The 16,339-nt window shown below is 60.4% G+C and carries 16 protein-coding genes; 5 read left to right on the forward strand and 11 right to left on the reverse strand.

Annotated elements, in window-relative coordinates; all coding sequences use genetic code 11:
• Positions 1-82 precede the first annotated feature (82 nt).
• The gene (locus ACILSR_RS29375) at positions 83-1,519 is read right to left on the reverse strand and encodes a Gfo/Idh/MocA family oxidoreductase (RefSeq protein ID WP_395753390.1); all 1,437 of its coding nucleotides are present in this window, start codon (positions 1,517-1,519) and stop codon (positions 83-85) included.
• Positions 1,520-1,638: 119 nt separating this feature from the next.
• On the opposite strand from ACILSR_RS29375, the gene ACILSR_RS29380 reads away from it, so the two are divergent.
• Positions 1,639-3,471, forward strand: a complete 1,833-nt coding sequence (locus ACILSR_RS29380; protein ID WP_395753391.1) for a sialidase family protein — start codon at positions 1,639-1,641, stop codon at positions 3,469-3,471.
• Between the two features lie 75 nt (positions 3,472-3,546).
• Here the strand turns inward: ACILSR_RS29380 and ACILSR_RS29385 are convergent, their stop codons facing one another.
• Complete coding sequence (locus tag ACILSR_RS29385; protein WP_395753392.1) at positions 3,547-3,741, reverse strand: hypothetical protein; 195 nt, start codon at positions 3,739-3,741, stop codon at positions 3,547-3,549.
• A 136-nt stretch (positions 3,742-3,877) separates the two neighbouring features.
• Here ACILSR_RS29385 and ACILSR_RS29390 point away from each other — a divergent pair, with 136 nt between their 5' ends.
• A complete protein-coding gene (locus ACILSR_RS29390) occupies positions 3,878-5,314 on the forward strand; it encodes a PLP-dependent aminotransferase family protein (RefSeq protein ID WP_395753393.1) in 1,437 nt (478 codons plus the stop codon).
• 86 nt (positions 5,315-5,400) lie between these two features.
• Positions 5,401-5,658 carry a hypothetical protein gene (locus ACILSR_RS29395; protein WP_395753394.1) on the forward strand — a complete coding sequence of 86 codons (258 nt, stop codon included), beginning with the start codon at positions 5,401-5,403 and terminating at the stop codon, positions 5,656-5,658.
• Positions 5,659-5,687: 29 nt separating this feature from the next.
• Here the strand turns inward: ACILSR_RS29395 and ACILSR_RS29400 are convergent, their stop codons facing one another.
• Both ACILSR_RS29400 and ACILSR_RS29405 read right to left on the reverse strand, forming a co-directional pair.
• Positions 5,688-6,137, reverse strand: coding sequence for a hypothetical protein (locus tag ACILSR_RS29400; protein ID WP_395753395.1), 450 nt, complete (start codon positions 6,135-6,137; stop codon positions 5,688-5,690).
• A gap of 142 nt (positions 6,138-6,279) precedes the next feature.
• On the reverse strand, positions 6,280-8,016 hold the full coding sequence (locus ACILSR_RS29405; RefSeq protein WP_395753396.1) for an ABC transporter ATP-binding protein: 1,737 nt from the start codon (positions 8,014-8,016) through the stop codon (positions 6,280-6,282).
• Between the two features lie 70 nt (positions 8,017-8,086).
• Between ACILSR_RS29405 and ACILSR_RS29410 the strand changes: the two genes are divergently transcribed.
• Entirely contained in the window at positions 8,087-8,860 is a 774-nt protein-coding gene (locus tag ACILSR_RS29410) for an RDD family protein (RefSeq protein ID WP_395753397.1), read from the forward strand.
• 5 nt (positions 8,861-8,865) lie between these two features.
• On the opposite strand, the gene ACILSR_RS29415 is transcribed toward ACILSR_RS29410, so the two are convergent.
• A complete protein-coding gene (locus tag ACILSR_RS29415; RefSeq protein ID WP_395753398.1) occupies positions 8,866-9,216 on the reverse strand; it encodes a hypothetical protein in 351 nt (116 codons plus the stop codon).
• A 78-nt stretch (positions 9,217-9,294) separates the two neighbouring features.
• Positions 9,295-10,857 carry a glucose-6-phosphate isomerase gene (locus ACILSR_RS29420; RefSeq protein WP_395753399.1) on the reverse strand — a complete coding sequence of 521 codons (1,563 nt, stop codon included), beginning with the start codon at positions 10,855-10,857 and terminating at the stop codon, positions 9,295-9,297.
• Positions 10,858-10,942: 85 nt separating this feature from the next.
• On the opposite strand from ACILSR_RS29420, the gene ACILSR_RS29425 reads away from it, so the two are divergent.
• A complete protein-coding gene (locus ACILSR_RS29425) occupies positions 10,943-11,314 on the forward strand; it encodes a Dabb family protein (RefSeq protein ID WP_395753400.1) in 372 nt (123 codons plus the stop codon).
• A gap of 5 nt (positions 11,315-11,319) precedes the next feature.
• Here ACILSR_RS29425 and ACILSR_RS29430 read toward each other — a convergent pair whose 3' ends face one another.
• From ACILSR_RS29430 to ACILSR_RS29450, 5 genes are all read right to left on the reverse strand, one after another.
• Entirely contained in the window at positions 11,320-12,066 is a 747-nt protein-coding gene (locus tag ACILSR_RS29430) for a HesA/MoeB/ThiF family protein (RefSeq protein ID WP_395753401.1), read from the reverse strand.
• Between the two features lie 384 nt (positions 12,067-12,450).
• A complete protein-coding gene (ispE, locus tag ACILSR_RS29435) occupies positions 12,451-13,287 on the reverse strand; it encodes a 4-(cytidine 5'-diphospho)-2-C-methyl-D-erythritol kinase (protein WP_395753402.1) in 837 nt (278 codons plus the stop codon).
• 5 nt (positions 13,288-13,292) lie between these two features.
• Positions 13,293-13,958, reverse strand: a complete 666-nt coding sequence (locus ACILSR_RS29440; protein WP_395753403.1) for a polyphenol oxidase family protein — start codon at positions 13,956-13,958, stop codon at positions 13,293-13,295.
• An 80-nt stretch (positions 13,959-14,038) separates the two neighbouring features.
• Complete coding sequence (locus ACILSR_RS29445) at positions 14,039-14,485, reverse strand: MarR family transcriptional regulator (protein ID WP_395753404.1); 447 nt, start codon at positions 14,483-14,485, stop codon at positions 14,039-14,041.
• Between the two features lie 232 nt (positions 14,486-14,717).
• Positions 14,718-16,253: an MFS transporter gene (locus ACILSR_RS29450; RefSeq protein ID WP_395753405.1), complete on the reverse strand. Its 1,536-nt coding sequence runs from the start codon at positions 16,251-16,253 to the stop codon at positions 14,718-14,720.
• Positions 16,254-16,339 lie beyond the last annotated feature (86 nt).

Here is a 16,339-nt window from a genome sequence, read left to right on the forward strand (position 1 = left end):
CAGTCACCTTTCAGGTGCCCCTGGAGATGTTAATGCATCCTCTGGACTGCAATGGAGCAGCCCAGAGGAGCGGAGTGCATTATTATGCCAGCTTGTAGCAGTCAGCCCATTCGGCGCGGGGAGCTGGGCCTGAGAGGCGGGCGTTGGCGGCGTCGTTGTTGACAAAGCGCTTGGTGGCGGGGTCGAACTGCAGGTCGACGTTCAGATACTCGGCGATGGTGCCGAGATTCAGCACCTGGGTAAGCGCGCCTCCGACGCTGAAAGGAGACTCGGTTTTGCCATTGCCCATGCACGCCTGGATGAAGCTCTGGAAGTGATTGTACTTCGGCGGATGCAGGGCCATGGCGTCCTTGAATTCGACCATCTTGGTGCGTGGATACACGAGCGAGTGGCGGTCGTGGGAGCCGCGCTGCACGAGGTAGTCGCCCTGTTTGCGGTGCAGCAGGGAACCTGTCGCGCCGGGATTCGGGATGACGATTTTGCCATCGGGGCCGGGATCGCCGAACTTTTCCGGGATCTCGATTTTGGTGTCGCCACCGGCTTTCCAGTGGAGCTCCACGGCGGGAAGTTTATCGCCACGGGCGGGGAATTCAAAACGGATGTCGGAGCTCAGCGGATAGGCGATCTGGTTGTAGTCGGCGAGGGCGATGGGCGTGATGCGGGTGGGCAGGCCGAGCTTGAGGTGGTCGTGGACGAAGTCGATGATGTGCGCGCCCCAGTCACCAAACATGCCGCCGCCGTAGAGGTGGAAGCCGCGCCAGTTGAAGGGGTGGTACATCTTGCTGTAGGGTTTCACCTCCTGCGGGCCGCACCACAGGTCCCAGTTGAGAGATTCGGGCTTTGGCTCCTCGGGCGGATAACCTTTCACGAGCGCGCGCTCGGCGGCGTTCATGAACCAGAGCGAAGGGGACTTCCAGGCGTCGATCTTCACGATGTCATCGACGATGCCCGCGGCGAGCATCTGCTTGAACTGCTCCGCTCCGGCGGAGGTGTGGCCCTGGTTGCCCATCTGGGTGACCACCTTGAACTTCTTCTCCGCGCGCATGAGGATCTCCGCCTCTTCAAAGGTGTGCGTCAGCGGCTTTTCCACATACACATGCTTGCCGCGTGCCATGGCGTGGATGGCGGCGGTGAAGTGGGTGTGGTCAGGGGTGACCACGCTGACGGCGTCGATGTCGTTGCCCATTTTGTCGAGCATCTCGCGGAAGTCGCTGAAGCGCTTCGCTTCGGGGAAGGCCTTCAGATTCTTCTCTGTTTTCGCGGTGACGAAATCGACATCGGTAAACGCCACGGGGACGGCGGTGCCGCCTTCGGTGAGGCCGGGGATGACACTGCCGGCACGGCCGCCGACTCCGATGCAGCCCAGGTTGATGCGCTTGCTCGGCGGCAGTTTGGGATTGTCCGCCGCACGTGCGCTGGTCAGGTAGGCGGGAATGAAGTTGAAACCAAGGCCTGCGGCGACGGTTTGTTTGACGAAGCTGCGGCGGGTAGGGCTGGGGGAGTTTTTAGAAGTGTTCATGGTTCGGAAAAAGGACCAGACTGTCAGGCTAGCTGTCCGGCTGAAAAAATGCCAGCATGAAAAAGCATTCTCAAGCGCCGGATTGACATGCCAGCGCTAATCAACCAGCCGCCTTGCTCATGAAACACCTTCTGCCACAAGCCTTTCGCGTCTTATGCCTGTTTGAAGCCCTCACCTTCGTGGTGGCAGGAGCGGCCGAGCCTCCGCGCATGCTGTTTTTGGAGGATGCCGGTCACGATGCAACAGCGCCGAGCGGCACGCGCTCCGGCTTTGCCATTCTCCGCCGTGAAGATGGCAGCTTCTGCTTCTACAATCCATACGCGCTGAGCGCGGGCCCTCTGCTCCTGCCAGATGCAATAGGGGAGATGCACACGCTGAAACCCGCGCTGCCAGAGAGTCTGGCCAGATCAAAAGCTCTGGCGGACAGCGGGCTTCTCAACAATGCACAAACGCTGCTGTCTGCCGATGGTGTTGTCCGCAGCATCACGGTGAAGAAGGAAGCCATCACGAAGGAGGATGTGAAGAGCATCGGTCTGCCGATGTATCTCGACGTGTGGTATCAGCAGGGCAGCGCCGAGGCGGTGTCGCCGCCAGTGCGCACCTGGCACGGCTACAATGGCTCGCAGATGGAATATCAACGCCTGAGCAGCGGACGCCTGCTGGTGCCGCACGGCAGCTACCTTCCTCATGGGAAGGCGGTGCCGCCCGCAGGCCGCCACGAGACGGTGGTGGAATACTCGGACGACGGCGGGGCGACCTGGCGGATCAGCGCCTCGAAACTGACCTCGCCCTGCTATGCCGGATTTAATGGCGCGAACGAAGGCGCCTGCGAGCCATGCTTTGAAGAGCTGCGGGATGGCTCTGTCTGGATGCTGATGCGAACGCAGGCTGGCTGCCTTTACGAGTCCCTCTCCAAAGATGGCGGCACCACCTGGGCAGCGGCAGTACCTTCCCGCTTCCGGACCTCGACGGGGCCTGCCAACCTGCTTCGCCACCGCGATGGGAGACTGGTCTTGACGTGGAACAACTGCGAACTGCCACCCAAGCATGAAGGCGTGGGCGTCTATGGCGGGCGCGATGCGCTGCACATTGCCATCTCATCGGATGATGGCAGCACCTGGCAGGGATTTCGCGAGATCTACCTGGATCATCGGCGCAATGACAATCCTGCTGCTTCGGGAGATCGCGGCACGGCCTATCCGCTTGCCGCGTTCGACGAGCAGGGGCGGATCATCGTTCTGGCCGGGCAGGGGAAAGGCGGGCGCAATCCCATCGTGGTCGATCCAGAGTGGATCACCGAGACAAAGGCTGAAACCGACTTCCGCGATGGTCTGGCGCAGTGGAGCGTGTATCAGCACATCGGTCCGGCAAAGCGCTGGTGGCGTGCCCGGCGCATCGGTTGCGAGCTCATTGAAACACCGGGCGAAAAAGATAGTCGCAGCCTGCATGTGCGCCACGCCGCGTCTGCGGAAGAGCCCAGCCAGCCAGACACTGCGGTGTGGAATTTCCCCAATGGCTGGCGTGGCCAGCTCACCGCCCGCATTCGCCTGCCAGGCGGATCACAGGGCGCGGTGTTTTCACTCAATGACCGATTCTTTGACCCCTCCAATACGCTTGGCGAGGACGCGGCTGTCTTCCAGGCCCGTGTCATGCCAGACAACGTCAGGCCGGACGAGTGGCACACGCTTTCGCTGCGCTGGGACCTCGATCGTGGCCAGTGCGAGTTCCTGCTGGATGACGTGCTGGTCTCGGCTCTCCCGCTGCGCACGCGCACGCTGAATGGCGTGAGCTACCTGCGTATTCGCTCAGCCGCCGCCACGCCAGATCCGCATGGTGTCATCATCCGCCACGTGAAGGCCGAGATCTCCAGTCCCAACGCCCCCGCAGTCACACGGGAGCAAGTGGCCGCGTGGCAGGAGGAGTATGTCAAAACCATCGTTCCGAAATGGTGACGCTGCCGGTCTGCGCTTCAGTTTTTCACGAAGACCGATTTAAGCACGCGCAACACATCGGCGAAGTGCATGTCGTCAGAAAGATTGCTTCAGGCTGCCGTCAACGTAGCGATTGTCTGCCGTCACTTCGCTGTTGATGCGTATGCGGCGAGATGCCTGACGGCTGTTTTTGTAGTCAGCGTCTTCCATCAGCTGGCAGGCATCCACAATCACCAGCCGCTGGTCGGTGCCCGCAGCTCTTGCGGAAGCGAAGAGAACGTCCTTGATCATGCCGTTCACCTTGACTTGAGAATTAGGAATGCCTGTGAGGAGCCATCGGGCCGGACGGCGTGTGGTGCCAGTTTGCGGCAAAGCATTCGGTAAAAATCAATGGAACAGGCCTCCTCTGATTGAGATAGTCAGGAACATGCCCCCTTCAGCCCCGCGCTCAACTCAGACGCCGCTCTACAAACAGGTCGCCGACAAGGTGGCAAAGATGATTGCGGATGGCGCGTTGCGTCCTGGAGAGCGGACGCCGTCGTTGCGGGAAATCGGTGAGCAGCAGGGCGTCAGCATGAGCACCGCGGTGCAGGCGTTTGTGGAGCTGGAATCACGGGGGCTGGTGGAGCCACGGCACAAGTCTGGCTTTTTCGTCAAAGCACCGCCTCAAGTGTTGCCGGACCTGCCAGGTCCGCCGCGTGTCCCCATGTCCGGCAGTCTGGGGAACCGCCATGCGAGTCTGTTTGATGCGGTGGTCGCAGGAGGCGTCATCGCCCTGGGGGGCGCGGTGCCAAGTCCGGACATCCTTCCCACCGCGAAGCTGAACCGCATGCTGGCGGAAAAGGCGCGGCATGCCGGAGCACGTGGCGTGATGTATGACCTTCCGCCCGGCTCGGAAGTGCTGCGGCGTCAGATCAGCAAACGCATGATGAAAGGCGGCGCGGTCGTCGCTCCGGCCGAGATCATCACCACCTGCGGAGCCACGGAGGCGCTGATGCTTTGCCTGCGTGCGGTGACAAAACCGGGAGATGTGGTGGCGGTGGAAACTCCCACTTACTTCGGCATTCTGCATGTGCTTGAGGCACTGGAGCTGCGGGCTTTGGAAATACCCACGGATCCCCGTACCGGCCTGAGGCTGGATGTGCTGGAAGGAGCGTTAAAAAATCAGCAGGTGAATGCCTGCATTGCGCTGCCAGCTTTTAGCAATCCGCTCGGAGCTTCCATGCCCGACGAAGCGAAGCAGCGGCTGGTGGCCATGTTAAAGGAGAGGGAGATTCCCTTGATCGAGGATGATGTCTTTGGCGAGCTGCCTTTTGGACCCAAGCGTGCGCGCACCTGCAAGTCTTATGATGAGTCGGGGCTGGTGCTGTTTTGCAGTTCCTTTTCAAAAACACTGGCGCCGGGGTATCGCGTCGGCTGGGTGGTGCCTGGCCGGTATTACCATGCCGTGCGCATGGCAAAACTGACCCACACCATGGCGACGGCAACGCTCCCTGAACTCGCCATCGCCAGCTTTCTGTCTGAGGGCGGTTATGATCACTGGCTGCGGAGCGTGCGGTCGATTTACAAAGAGAACGTCTCGCGAATGCGGCGCGCGATCCTGGAGGAGTTTCCCACGGGGACAACGGTCACGACGCCCCAGGGAGGATTTTTGCTCTGGGTCACCATGCCTGCCATGGTCGATGCGCTCGAACTGTATGACCGGGCGCTGGCCAAAGGTGTCAGCATCGCGCCGGGGCAACTGTTTTCACTGGAGCGGAGTTACGCGAACTGCATACGCATATCCTGCGGAGATCAGTGGTCAGCGCGTATGGCGGGTGCCATTCGGACGCTGGGTAGTCTGGCGAAGAGGCAGGTGAAATAGGGATTCTGCTTCGAGCCATCTGTACTGGCTGCCATTTCGACCATCTGTATCTGGTGGCTTTTTGAGCTGAGGTGAATGTGTCCGGCATGAACCCCCAATTAACTCCTTTGTTTGCAGTGATGAGTCCCGAAGGTCTGCTTGGCCTGAAAGTGATCGGTGTGCTCGGATTGATCATCATCATTCCGGCCGGCGTGATCTTGTATCGGAACCAAGACCGCTGGTTTGGCCGCAGCAGCGATACTCCGAGCGAAACCAGCGGCAGTCTGGTCTATGGACTGGCGCAGACATGGCTCGTGTATGTGGGCCTGCTGCACCTCATGCTCTGGCTCGCGTTTGGCCTGTAAGGCACGAAGTGAAAAAGCAGCGGCGCAGACTAGCGCCGGTCGATGTCCCAGCCGCTGCGGCCGAACTCATAGGGTTCGTCGAAGCGGCCTTTGCCGGGAGTCCAGGTGGTAGGAAAGGCTTGCTTGACCTGCTCGTGGTATTTCGACGGATGATCGGGAAACTGGAAGGGGACGCCAGGGGTGGCACGAACCTCCCGGGCGGTGGTATTGAGCACCGTCGGCTTTACCTCCCATGTTTTGCCATTTGGGTAGTAGAACTGCTGCGTGGCTGGGTGATAGTAGGCCTCAAACTGCGTGTAATAGACGTAGTTTCCCGATTTTCCCATCCGCGGCGCAAACTGCGAAAGCCCGCCGGGATAGCCATAGCCAGGGACCGGAAGACCATACTGTGCATTGCAGGCCGCAAGAAGGAGCAAAAGAGAAAGCGCAGAGACGACGCGGGACGTGCGGGACGAACAGGTTCTGGGTGCGGTGTTCATGAGGAAGCTTTAGCGGGATTCCGAGGCTGGGCAATGAGGAGAGCGGCTTGTAATGAGGTTTCCACGTTGATCGCAGAGAACGGCGAGATGCAAACCATTCCAAAATGAATCACTGCAACACCTCGTGCTCAACAAAGCCGCTTCATGCCGCGTTCGCTCCCGCGGCGATCAGGGAGGTGCGGCAAAGTCGCGCATACATTCCTTCTTTGGCGATGAGTTCGTCGTGAGTGCCCTGCTCGAGGATGCAACCGCGATCGAGAACATAGATGCGGTCGGCATTGCGCACGGTGCTGAGGCGGTGGGCGATGACGAAGCTGGTGCGGTGGGCCATGAGATGCTCCAGGGCCTCCTGGATCTGGCGCTCGGTCTCGGTGTCCACACTGGCGGTCGCCTCATCGAGGAGGAGGATGGGAGGATTGCGCAGCAGTGCACGGGCGATGCTGATGCGCTGCTTTTCGCCAACGCTGAGCTTCACGCCACGCTCGCCCACGTGGGTGTCCAGCAGATTGGGCAGGCGTTTGACGAAGGCATCTGCGTTCGCGCTTTTCAGCGCCTCCCACAACTGCTCATCCGTGGCATCACGGCGGCCGATGACCAGGTTCTCACGGACGGTGCCGTTGAACAGGAAGCTCTCCTGAGTGACATAACCAATGTGGCGGCGCAGCCAGGCTTTGTTGAGTTCGTGCACCGGCGCGCCATCGATGGTGATAACGCCTTCATCATACTCGTAGAAGCGTGTGAGGAGATTGATCAGTGTGGATTTGCCGGCACCGGTGGGGCCGACCAGCGCGATGGTCTGGCCTGGATGCGCATCCAGGGAGACGCCATGCACGGTGGGAGTTTTTCCCGCGTAGCTGAAGCCGACGTTTTCATAGCGCACGTGACCGGAGATGCTGGCGAGTTCGCGCCCTCCTGTGGTGTCGGCCTCGGGTTCGGCATCGAGGATGTCAAAGACGCGCTCCCCGGCGGCGCGGCCGGTCTGCAGGATTTGATTGAGCTGGTGCAGGCTTTCGATGGGATCGTAGAAGAATTTCACCAGCAGCAGGAAGGCGGTGAGGTCGCCGGTCTGAATCTTGCCAGCCATGAGCTGACGTGCGCCCACCCACAGCACGATGACCATGCCGACGCTGGTGAGGAAATTCATGCCGGGACGGTAAATGGACCAGATGCGCATGACGTGGAGCGTGGCTTTGCGCAGGGCATCGCTGGCCATGTTGAAGCGGTTGTGCTCCTCCCGTTCCATGGCGTAGGCCTTGATCTGGCGCATGCCGGAGACGTTGTCCTGGAGCAGGGAGTTCATGGCGCTGCTGGCCTTGCGCACCTTGCGGTGGCGGTCACGCGAGGTGCGGGTGTAGATCAGCGCGCCCGCCATGAGAAAGGGCAGGGGAATGAGGGCGTAGAGAGTCAGCGTGACGTCCGCCTGCAGCATGAAAGCCCCGACAACGATGATCTGCAGAATGGAGATGAGGCCCTGCTCGATGCCATCAATGAGAACGCGCTCCACGGAGGGGATGTCTTCGGAGATCGTGGTCATGATGTCTCCGGAGGGACGGTTGTCAAACCAGCGGAGGGGGAGGGTTTGCAAACGCTGGTAGATGTCGCTGCGCAGATCGTAGATGACCTTCTGCTCAAAGGTGTTGTTGAGCTGGATGCGCAGGGAATTGAACAGGTGCTGGGCAAAGTAGGCGGCGAGCGCCCAGAGCGCAAGCGGGGTGAGGCGCTGCCATTGCTTTCCAGGCACCACGACGTCCAGGACTTCCCGGGTGATGTGCGGAAACACAATGACCATCAGGGTGCCGATGATGGCGCAGGCGATCTGGGCGGAGCCGAGCCAGGGGTAACGACGCAGGTAGGAAAAGACGCGGGCGATGGTTTTCAAATGGGAAGGGAGCTTGATGCGGGCTGGTTAGCAGCTATCTAGCATACGACTTACAGCAAACGGCATATTCATGAAATACCATCTGGCACGCGGCGAGGAACAGCTCGGCACATTCAATGATCTGGATGTGAGCGCCGGACTGAGGGACGGCCGGTTCAAACCCACGGATCTGTGCTGGGCGGAAGGCATGGCGGACTGGAAGCCCCTGAAAGATCACCTGCAGGAGCTGAGCCCGGAGATCATGAGCGTACCACCGCCACTCCCGGCGGCAGCGGGACTGGCGGCACTGCGCGCGGAGGTGCGGCAGGACCGGGCGCTGCGCCTGGAACTGGCCTCGCGGGGGCAGAGGCTGGCGGCAAAGCTGATCGACTGGACTCTGCTGTTTGTGCCGTTGGGCATCATCCTGACGATGTTTTTCACCCCGGCGTTTGTTGAAGAATATCAGAAGCTCCAGGACAATCCGAACGAGATGATGAACGCCATTCAACGGCGCTCCGAAGAGGTGCAGACGTCCGGCAATGTCATGCTGCCGGTGGTGAGCCTGATTTTTGACACCGCCTTGATCACAAACGTGGTCCTGCTAAGCCTGAGAGGTCAGACGATTGGCAAGCTCATCCTGGGGATTCAAGTCGTGCGCTTTCCGGAGGGATCTCCAGCCGGCTTCGTGAAGGCGGTCCTGCTAAGGGGCGTGATCTTTGGCATCCTCGTCTTTGCCGGAGTCGTGTCCTTCGGGGTTGTGGGAGTGGCACTGCTGCTGACTGATTCCCTGCTAATCTTCCGTCAGGACCGCCGCTGCCTGCATGACCTGATCGCGGACACTCTGGTCACAAAGCGCAACCGCTGATCAGATCAGTTGGCGATGCCCGGCTTGCTGTTGTGCTGGTGACGGTCGAACTCCCTGGCGTTTTCACGTTGCTCCTGCGACTGGTGGCGCTGCTTTTCACGGAAGGTGTAGGTGGCACCAAGCACAAAGCAGGAGACGTCCACCACCAGAATGGCCATGGCCACCACAATGCCGTAGCGCTTCAGAGCCTCGTCGATGACCTTGTTTTTGTTGACCGAAAAGGTCTCCGATTTGGAGAACATGGACTGAAACAGCCGCCTCCAGCCTCGTGGCTCCCGAGCAATGCTGAACGACCAGATGAACAGGGCGGTCAAAATGACGCAGGCGATTTGGTAGTGGATGGGAATTTCACGCATGAAGTTGATGCCGCGGACAGCAGGCTTCGCAGGTGCGATTTATAGAATGCCCTCGTTACGTGTGCAATCAGCGATTTGTCATGCCTCTGCGAATTGATCCTGCGCCGGACTGTCTCCCACGAGGACGATACGCGCCTGGCCGTTGGCTGCCAGGTGATTGAGCATGTGGAAGGCGTCTTCGGCGTCGATCCCCAGTTTGGAGGACACTTCTTCTGCAGAGCGGCCAATGCCGGTGAGGGCGGAACGCACCTGTGCGAGCTGCGTGAGGAAGTCGGTGGCGGCCTTTTTGCCTGCCTCCACTCCGGGCTGGTGGTAGGCGTTGATGTTGACCAGGCTGGCGTAGAAGCTGACCGCACGCTCAAACAGGGCAATGAGCACGCCAAGGCTGAAGGCATTGAGCTCCTGAATGTGGAGGGTGATGGACTCACGACCCTTCTCCGCCAGGGCCTTGCGGGTGCCGCGGAGGAAGCCCTGCAGGTAGTCACCGGTGGTGAAGCCTGGATCGACTTCGATGGAGGCGGTGTCACGTGACCTGCCCACTTCGATGAAGGTGGCGAAGAAGTTGTTCACGCCATCGCGGAGCTGCTGCACGTAGGCATGCTGGTCGGTGCTGCCCTTGTTGCCATAAACGGCGATGCCCTGATTCACCACGGCGCCGTCGAGATCGTGCTCCTTGCCCAGGCTCTCCATGACGAGCTGCTGCAAGTATTTGCTGAAAAGCACCAGACGGTCCTTGTATGGCAGCACCACCATGTCCTTCAGGCCCTTGCCTTTGCCGGCATGGTACCACATGAGAGCCAGCAGCATGGAAGCGTTTTCGATCGCGGGACGCTGACGGGTCTCCACATCCATAGCGGCGGCGCCAGCGAGGAACTGCAGCACGTCCACACCCTGCAAGGCTGCGGCCAGAGTGCCTACGGCGCTCATCAGGCTGGTGCGTCCGCCCACCCAGTCCCACATGGGGAAGCGCGCCAGCCAGCCCTGCGCGAGGGCGTGCTTGTCCAGCTCGCTGCCGACACCCGTGACGGCCACGGCATGCTTGGCAAAGTCGAGCCCGGCGGCTTTGTAGGCGGCTTCGGCTTCGAGCATGCCATTGCGGGTTTCCTTGGTGCCACCAGATTTGGAAATGACGATGGTGAGAGTCGTGGCCAGCTCCGCGCCGATCTGTGCGATGACGCGGTCGATGCCGTCGGGGTCGGTGTTGTCCAGGAACGAGATCGCCATGGGCGGGTTGGCCGGAGTGATGGCGTTCGCGACGAGCTGCGGGCCTAGCGCCGAACCGCCGATGCCGACAATAAGAGCGCGGGTGAATTTCTGGCCGGCGGGCGTGGGGATGGCACCGGAGTGAATGTTTGCGGCGAAGCGCAGCGTGGCGGAAAGCGTTTCGCTGATCTCATGCTGGAGCTCGGCAGTGGGGGCCAGCCGTGCATTACGCAGCCAGTAGTGGCCGACCATGCGCTTCTCGTCCGGATTGGCGATGGCTCCGGACTCCACTTCGATCATCGCCTTGTAGGCGGACTCAATGCGACCCGCCATGGTGGTGAAGATATCGTCCTCGAAAGCCATGCGGCTGATGTCGATGGAGAATCCCAGATTTGAGTAACGAACGAAGTATTTCTGAAAACGGTCCCAATGGCTCATGAATCATTTGGAGCATGCGTGATGCCACGACGCAACCTGTTTGAGCCGTTGACGAAAACAGCTCTCTGCGACACTCTCGCGGACCATGAAAGCCGCTCTTTTTGCCTTCGCCATCCTCCTCTCCGCCATGACCACCCTCGCCACCGCCGCAGACGCCCCCTACCGCCACGTTGTGTTCTTCAAATTCAAAGACAGCGCCACTCCGGCAGAAGTCCAGAACATCGAAAACGCCTTCATCGAGCTTGCCAAAAAGGTCAACACGGTCACGGCGTTTGAGTGGGGTACCAACGTGAGTCCCGAAGGGCTCAATGACGGCTTCACCCATTGCTTTCTGGTGACGTTCAAAGACAAGGCCGGTCTTGAGGTCTATCTGCCGCATCCTGAACATTCGGCATTTGTGGCCAAGCTGAAGCCCTTGCTCGACAAGGCCTGCGTACTTGATTTTGTGGCGAAATAAATCGCTCACGCACACACGGCGCAGTCGTGTCTCTTTGGCAGCCGCACTTTGCGGAATTGCATGGTGGAAAGGTCCATCGAAAGCAGTTCACCGCAAAGTGTCCGGCCGATGCCGGTGATCAGTTTGATGACCTCCATGGCACCGATGCACGCAGCGGTGCCTGAAACAGCGCCGAACACCGGGAACTGCCGTTTCCAAGCCGGGGGCACTTCGGGAACATAGCAGGCCAGGCAGCCTGTCTGGCCGGGCAGAAACGTCGTGACGCTGGCCTCCAGCGTGTGCATGGCGCACTCCACCATGGGCTTGCGCGCACGCATGGCGGCGGTGTTTAAAGCCAGGCGCTCCTGAAACATCGGCGCGGCGTCCACCACGATGTCTGCCTGGGCTACCAAAGCGGCCGCATTGGTTTCTGAAACGTTTTCGGCCACGCCAACGAGTTCAGCATGCGGATTGAGTTCCCGCAGGCGGCGCAGGATGGAGTCCATCCGTGGTTTGCCGATGTGGTCGTGCGTCTGCAGCAGCTGGCGGTTCAAATCGGACGGCTGCAGGTCGCCGCCGTGGGCCAGCACGAGCTTTCCCACGCCAGCCGCAGCGAGTTCCAAGGCGACCAAGCCTCCAAGACCGCCGACACGGGAGATCAGCACGGAGGCTGCCTTGAGCTTCTGCTGCCCTTCCTCCCCGACCCCGGGCACCCACATCTGCCATTCGTAAAGCGCTCGTTCATGGTCGGTTAGCGGTGGGAGATCTGGCATAGGGGCAGAGGTGAACGAAAGGGAGTGGATGGCTTGAGCAAAAATTATTTCATCTTTTTTCAACACTTCCGCCCATGCCCCTACTAACCCCAGTAACAGTTTATGCGGGGATTTCAGCCCTCCATAAGCTGGGTCTTGAGAGTGATTGGTTGTTAACTAAAACCCTGCTTCACCGCAGGACAAGTTGAGGTTGATCTAACCAGAGGCCGGGCGGAATCGGGAGCCGCCCGGCCTCAATCATTTCAGGGGGCTGCGCTGTCAAAAGTGGTCAAGAGGTCAAGGCGGCTGCGCCGTCAAGAGGTGACCCGATGGCCCAAGCTGCAAACGGTCTGCTTCCTGCCCCCTTGACCAGACTTGACGCGCGAAGCGCATCATGACCTTTTTTCACCCAATCATCGTGGACTGCACCCAGCAGGTTTCTCCGCACCACTCCCGTGCTTTCGCCGCCAGTTCCAGCGCCTGCGGGGGCGATTCCGTGATGGCAAACATGGTGCTGCCGGAGCCTGACATCAGCGCCGCGCGGACTTCCCCCTGCTCCAGGAGCCAGGATTTCAGCGTGGGGAGCAGCAGGTGCTTTTCAAAGACGGGCCGCTCCAGATCGTTGGACATGGCGCCCCAGGGGCAGAGCTGAGGCGCGTAGAGAATGCCCGGCAGCTCCTTCGAACCCGCCCACTGCTTGTAGGCCCAGGGAGTGGGAATGGGAAAGGGCGGTTTGATCAAGACCAGCGGCAGCTGCCAGGGAAATGCAACAGGCGTGACCTGCTCGCCGCGACCTGCGCCGTCGGCAGCGGGGGTGTCGAGGATGAAGCAGGGGATGTCGGAGCCAATCTGCCCACCGATCTCAATGAGTTCAGCCTGGGAGAGAGGGGAGCCCGCAAGCTCATTGGCCCCCTTCAGAATGGTGGCCGCATTGCTGCTGCCACCGCCCAGGCCAGCACCTGCGGGGATCTTTTTCTCCAGATGAATGCGCCAGGAGGATTGCCTGCCAGTCCGGTTTTCGAAAGCCCGCAAGGCACGCATGGCCAGATTGGACTCATCCAGCGGAACGGTGGGGTCGGAGCAGGTGAGGGCGACGTCGGTGCCTTTGCCACGGAGTTCCAGTTCGACGGTGTCTCCCAGCGCCAGCCGGCAGAGCCGGGTCTGCACCTCGTGGAAACCGTCCGGGCGCTTGCCGAGAATGCGGAGCCAGAGATTGATTTTGGCGGGAGAATGAAAGGTCATGGTGATCAGGCGGTGCGGCCGAGCAGCGCCAGCATGCGCCCGGTGCGGCCTTTCTCCATGCGGTAGGAATAAAAGCGGCGCAAATCCAAAGACGTGCAGAGGCCGGTATCGTGGATCTGCCCGGCAGGCACGCCGGCATTCAGGGCCTGCTGACGGATCTGCGCGGCGAAATCCACCTCGTAGGCAGGAGGGCGGATGCAGGGGCTCAACTGCACGCACAAGTCGGCGGGCTCCGTGCCGAAGTGCTGCTGCATCTTTTCGATCGCGTTCTTCGTGATGCCGGACTCAGAGCCTTTTTTGCCGGAATGAACGATGCCAAAGGCCCCGGTGCGCGGATCCGCGAGATAGACGGCACAACAATCCGCGACGTAAATGCCGATGACCAGGCCTGGAACATTGGAAATGATGCCGTCCGTTCCAGGGATGATTTCACTGGATGGTGCCGTCAGCACCGCGACTTCAGAGCCGTGGACTTGTTCGGCAATGGCCAGGGCTGTAGCGGAAAAGCCCATTTCTTCCGCTTGGGCGCGGTGCCAGTCCCAGAGGCGTGCCACGACCACGGAGCGCTCATCATCCACCGCGATGTCGGGATGGCGCAGGGTGAAGCGATGCGCAAAGCCCGGCAATGCCTCGAGGGCAGGGAAAGTCATCCACAGCGGTTGTTCGTTCATGGCATGGCTGTTCTGCCATGAAAAAACAAAGGCGCACGAAAAACGTGCGCCTTTGCAAAAAGAACTGGGGAGTGAACCGCTTACCGAACCACCGAAGTATCGAGCGAGCGATAGGCGTTCATGAAGCTGTCCGCGTCTGCGGAGGAGGTTTCGCTCATGGCGTCGGCGATCTGGTTCTGCAGTTCGTCGCGCAGGCGGCTGACGAGTTCGATGCCGCGGGAGGTGATGCGGACGAGCACTTTGCGGCGGTCATCCACGGCGTGGGTGCGCTCCATGAGGCCCAGCTTTTCGAGGCGGTCGACGAGACCGGTGGCAGCAGCGGTGGAGTGGCCCATCTTGCGCGCGATGTCCGTCATGGTCAGTTCCTTAGAAGTGGCCAGATAGCCAAGCAGGAAGAACTGAGCGAAAGAAATGTTATCTCGGTTCAGCTCGCGGGAGAGATTAAGCAAAAACTCGCGCTGACTGAACAGGATGAAATCTGCCAGTTTGGCGTGGTCCTTGGCTGGGGTTTTGGTTCCGTTAATCATGGGAGGTGGGTCCTAGAGCTATGGTTTCCGAGAAAATCTCGAACTTCGATTAATGTAACAAGTTCTAATGGTAGGATCAAGATAAAATCATAGAATCCATAAATTTTTACTCAACCGACAGCAAGAACTTCTTATTTGTGAGAGGTTAATATAAACTTATTATTAGCGATGAAAGACTCTTTGGCAAACAATCTTTCATTTAGGCCGCTGGATCAATTGCCGCAAATGGGGGCTACTGCAGGGAATGCCCTTTGGTTTCGGGTGCGAACCACACCAGAACCATGCCCACGACATAAATGCAGGAGAGCACGGAGTAGGCGTGCGCCTCGGCGTGCATGCCGCCTTCGGTCCCGCCGAAGAAGGAGGTCAGATTGGCCAGCTGCAGGGCGCCCACGGCGGCGATGAGGCGGCCGAAGTTGAAGCAGAAGCCCTGGCCGGTGGCGCGCACGCTGGTGGGGAAAAGCTCGGGGAAGTAGAGCGGGAAGAAGCCGTAGAACGAGGCCGTGATGCCGCCCAGCAGGAAGGCAGTGATGGTGAGGGACAGCGGCATGCTGTTTCCGGTAAAGGGCTTGTTGAACTGGAAGAAGGCCAGCGCCGAGGCCAGCGCGGCCACGCACAGCAGGGTATAGGTGATGCGGCGGCCCAGCTTGTCCGCGATGAACGGGGTGATGAGGGTGACGAGGATGGCCCCGAGCGCTGTGCTGATGACGATGTAGTCAATGATGGGCAGGCCCTTGGCGTCCACAGCCAGGCCGGAGGCCCAGCGTGCTGCCTGCTGCGCGGAGCCCCAGGTGCCCAGAAGAGCCACGGCGGCAAGGCCTGCACCGATGAGCAGATTTTTCATGATGACGCCGCGTTCCGCATCATTCACGCCACCGGCGGCATGTGAGCGCTGCATGTACTGGCGCACCGGGTGCAGGTAACCCCACAGTGCGATCACCAAACCCACGACAGTGATAACACCAGCCACAGCTCCTCCAAACTTGGCCATCGGAGACCAGGCGTAGATGATGCCGATGGCTGCGATGCAGGCGATGAGCACGCCGACGAGGTCCGTGGTGGCCCAGTGCGAGGTGCTGCCAGACTTCTTCTCCTCCTCCCACTTGTGGGACTCTGGCACGAAGACGAGGATGAAGAAATTGATCAGAGCAGGCAGGGCGCTGCTGACGGCGATGAAACGCCACGCGCGGTTGTGCAGCAGGTAATCCGTATTTTCAGGAGACAGGCCCATGGCGTGGATCCAGCCGGTGACGATCTCCAGACTGGCGTTGAGCTGCCAGCTGATGAGGCCGGTGAGGAGGAAGCCGATGTTGGACGCGGCACCGATCATGCCCGCAATCCACGCGCGGTTCTTGCCGCCCCAGATTTCATTCACCAGCGCCACACCCAGCGCCCACTCGCCGCCCATGCCCAGAGAGGCAATGAAGCGCAGTCCGGCGAAGTGCCAGGCCTCGGTCACGAAGGCGCACAGGCCGCTGAAGATGGCGTAGGTAAAGATGGCCAGCGTCATGGCCTTCACGCGGCCCAGTTTGTCCCCCAGCCAGCCAAACAGCACGCCGCCCGTGGCCGCACCGACGAGGAAGACGGAAATGATGACCGTGAACCATTCCACATGCTCCTTGGCAGGCGCTCCGGGCAGCAGGTCCTGAAGCGCGGGTTTGCCAATGAGCGGGAACAGACCCATTTCAAAACCATCGAAGAGCCAGCCGAGGAATGCAGCGATCAGGGCGGCCATGGCCCCGTTGTTGGAGGATTTGGTCTGAGACATGTGGGTGTTTGGGAGGAAGGGAGAGTGAGAGGGGAGCTTCAACGTCGGTAAAAGGGCTGACCGTGCAAAAAACAGGCCGCTGGAGT

This window comes from Prosthecobacter sp., from assembly GCF_044222565.1.
Taxonomy (GTDB): domain Bacteria; phylum Verrucomicrobiota; class Verrucomicrobiia; order Verrucomicrobiales; family Verrucomicrobiaceae; genus Prosthecobacter.

Bases quoted from the DNA above. Each gene is read 5' to 3' on its own strand.
- ACILSR_RS29445 (WP_395753404.1), bottom strand. From the start codon at position 14,485: ATGATTAACGGAACCAAAACCCCAGCCAAGGACCACGCCAAACTGGCA.
- ACILSR_RS29380 (WP_395753391.1), top strand. From the start codon at position 1,639: ATGAAACACCTTCTGCCACAAGCCTTTCGCGTCTTATGCCTGTTTGAA.
- ACILSR_RS29425 (WP_395753400.1), top strand. From the start codon at position 10,943: ATGAAAGCCGCTCTTTTTGCCTTCGCCATCCTCCTCTCCGCCATGACC.
- ACILSR_RS29395 (WP_395753394.1), top strand. From the start codon at position 5,401: ATGAACCCCCAATTAACTCCTTTGTTTGCAGTGATGAGTCCCGAAGGT.
- ACILSR_RS29385 (WP_395753392.1), bottom strand. From the start codon at position 3,741: ATGATCAAGGACGTTCTCTTCGCTTCCGCAAGAGCTGCGGGCACCGAC.
- ACILSR_RS29420 (WP_395753399.1), bottom strand. From the start codon at position 10,857: ATGAGCCATTGGGACCGTTTTCAGAAATACTTCGTTCGTTACTCAAAT.
- ACILSR_RS29390 (WP_395753393.1), top strand. From the start codon at position 3,878: ATGCCCCCTTCAGCCCCGCGCTCAACTCAGACGCCGCTCTACAAACAG.
- ACILSR_RS29375 (WP_395753390.1), bottom strand. From the start codon at position 1,519: ATGAACACTTCTAAAAACTCCCCCAGCCCTACCCGCCGCAGCTTCGTC.
- ACILSR_RS29400 (WP_395753395.1), bottom strand. From the start codon at position 6,137: ATGAACACCGCACCCAGAACCTGTTCGTCCCGCACGTCCCGCGTCGTC.
- ACILSR_RS29415 (WP_395753398.1), bottom strand. From the start codon at position 9,216: ATGCGTGAAATTCCCATCCACTACCAAATCGCCTGCGTCATTTTGACC.
- ACILSR_RS29440 (WP_395753403.1), bottom strand. From the start codon at position 13,958: ATGAACGAACAACCGCTGTGGATGACTTTCCCTGCCCTCGAGGCATTG.
- ACILSR_RS29430 (WP_395753401.1), bottom strand. From the start codon at position 12,066: ATGCCAGATCTCCCACCGCTAACCGACCATGAACGAGCGCTTTACGAA.
- ACILSR_RS29450 (WP_395753405.1), bottom strand. From the start codon at position 16,253: ATGTCTCAGACCAAATCCTCCAACAACGGGGCCATGGCCGCCCTGATC.
- ACILSR_RS29410 (WP_395753397.1), top strand. From the start codon at position 8,087: ATGAAATACCATCTGGCACGCGGCGAGGAACAGCTCGGCACATTCAAT.
- ispE (WP_395753402.1), bottom strand. From the start codon at position 13,287: ATGACCTTTCATTCTCCCGCCAAAATCAATCTCTGGCTCCGCATTCTC.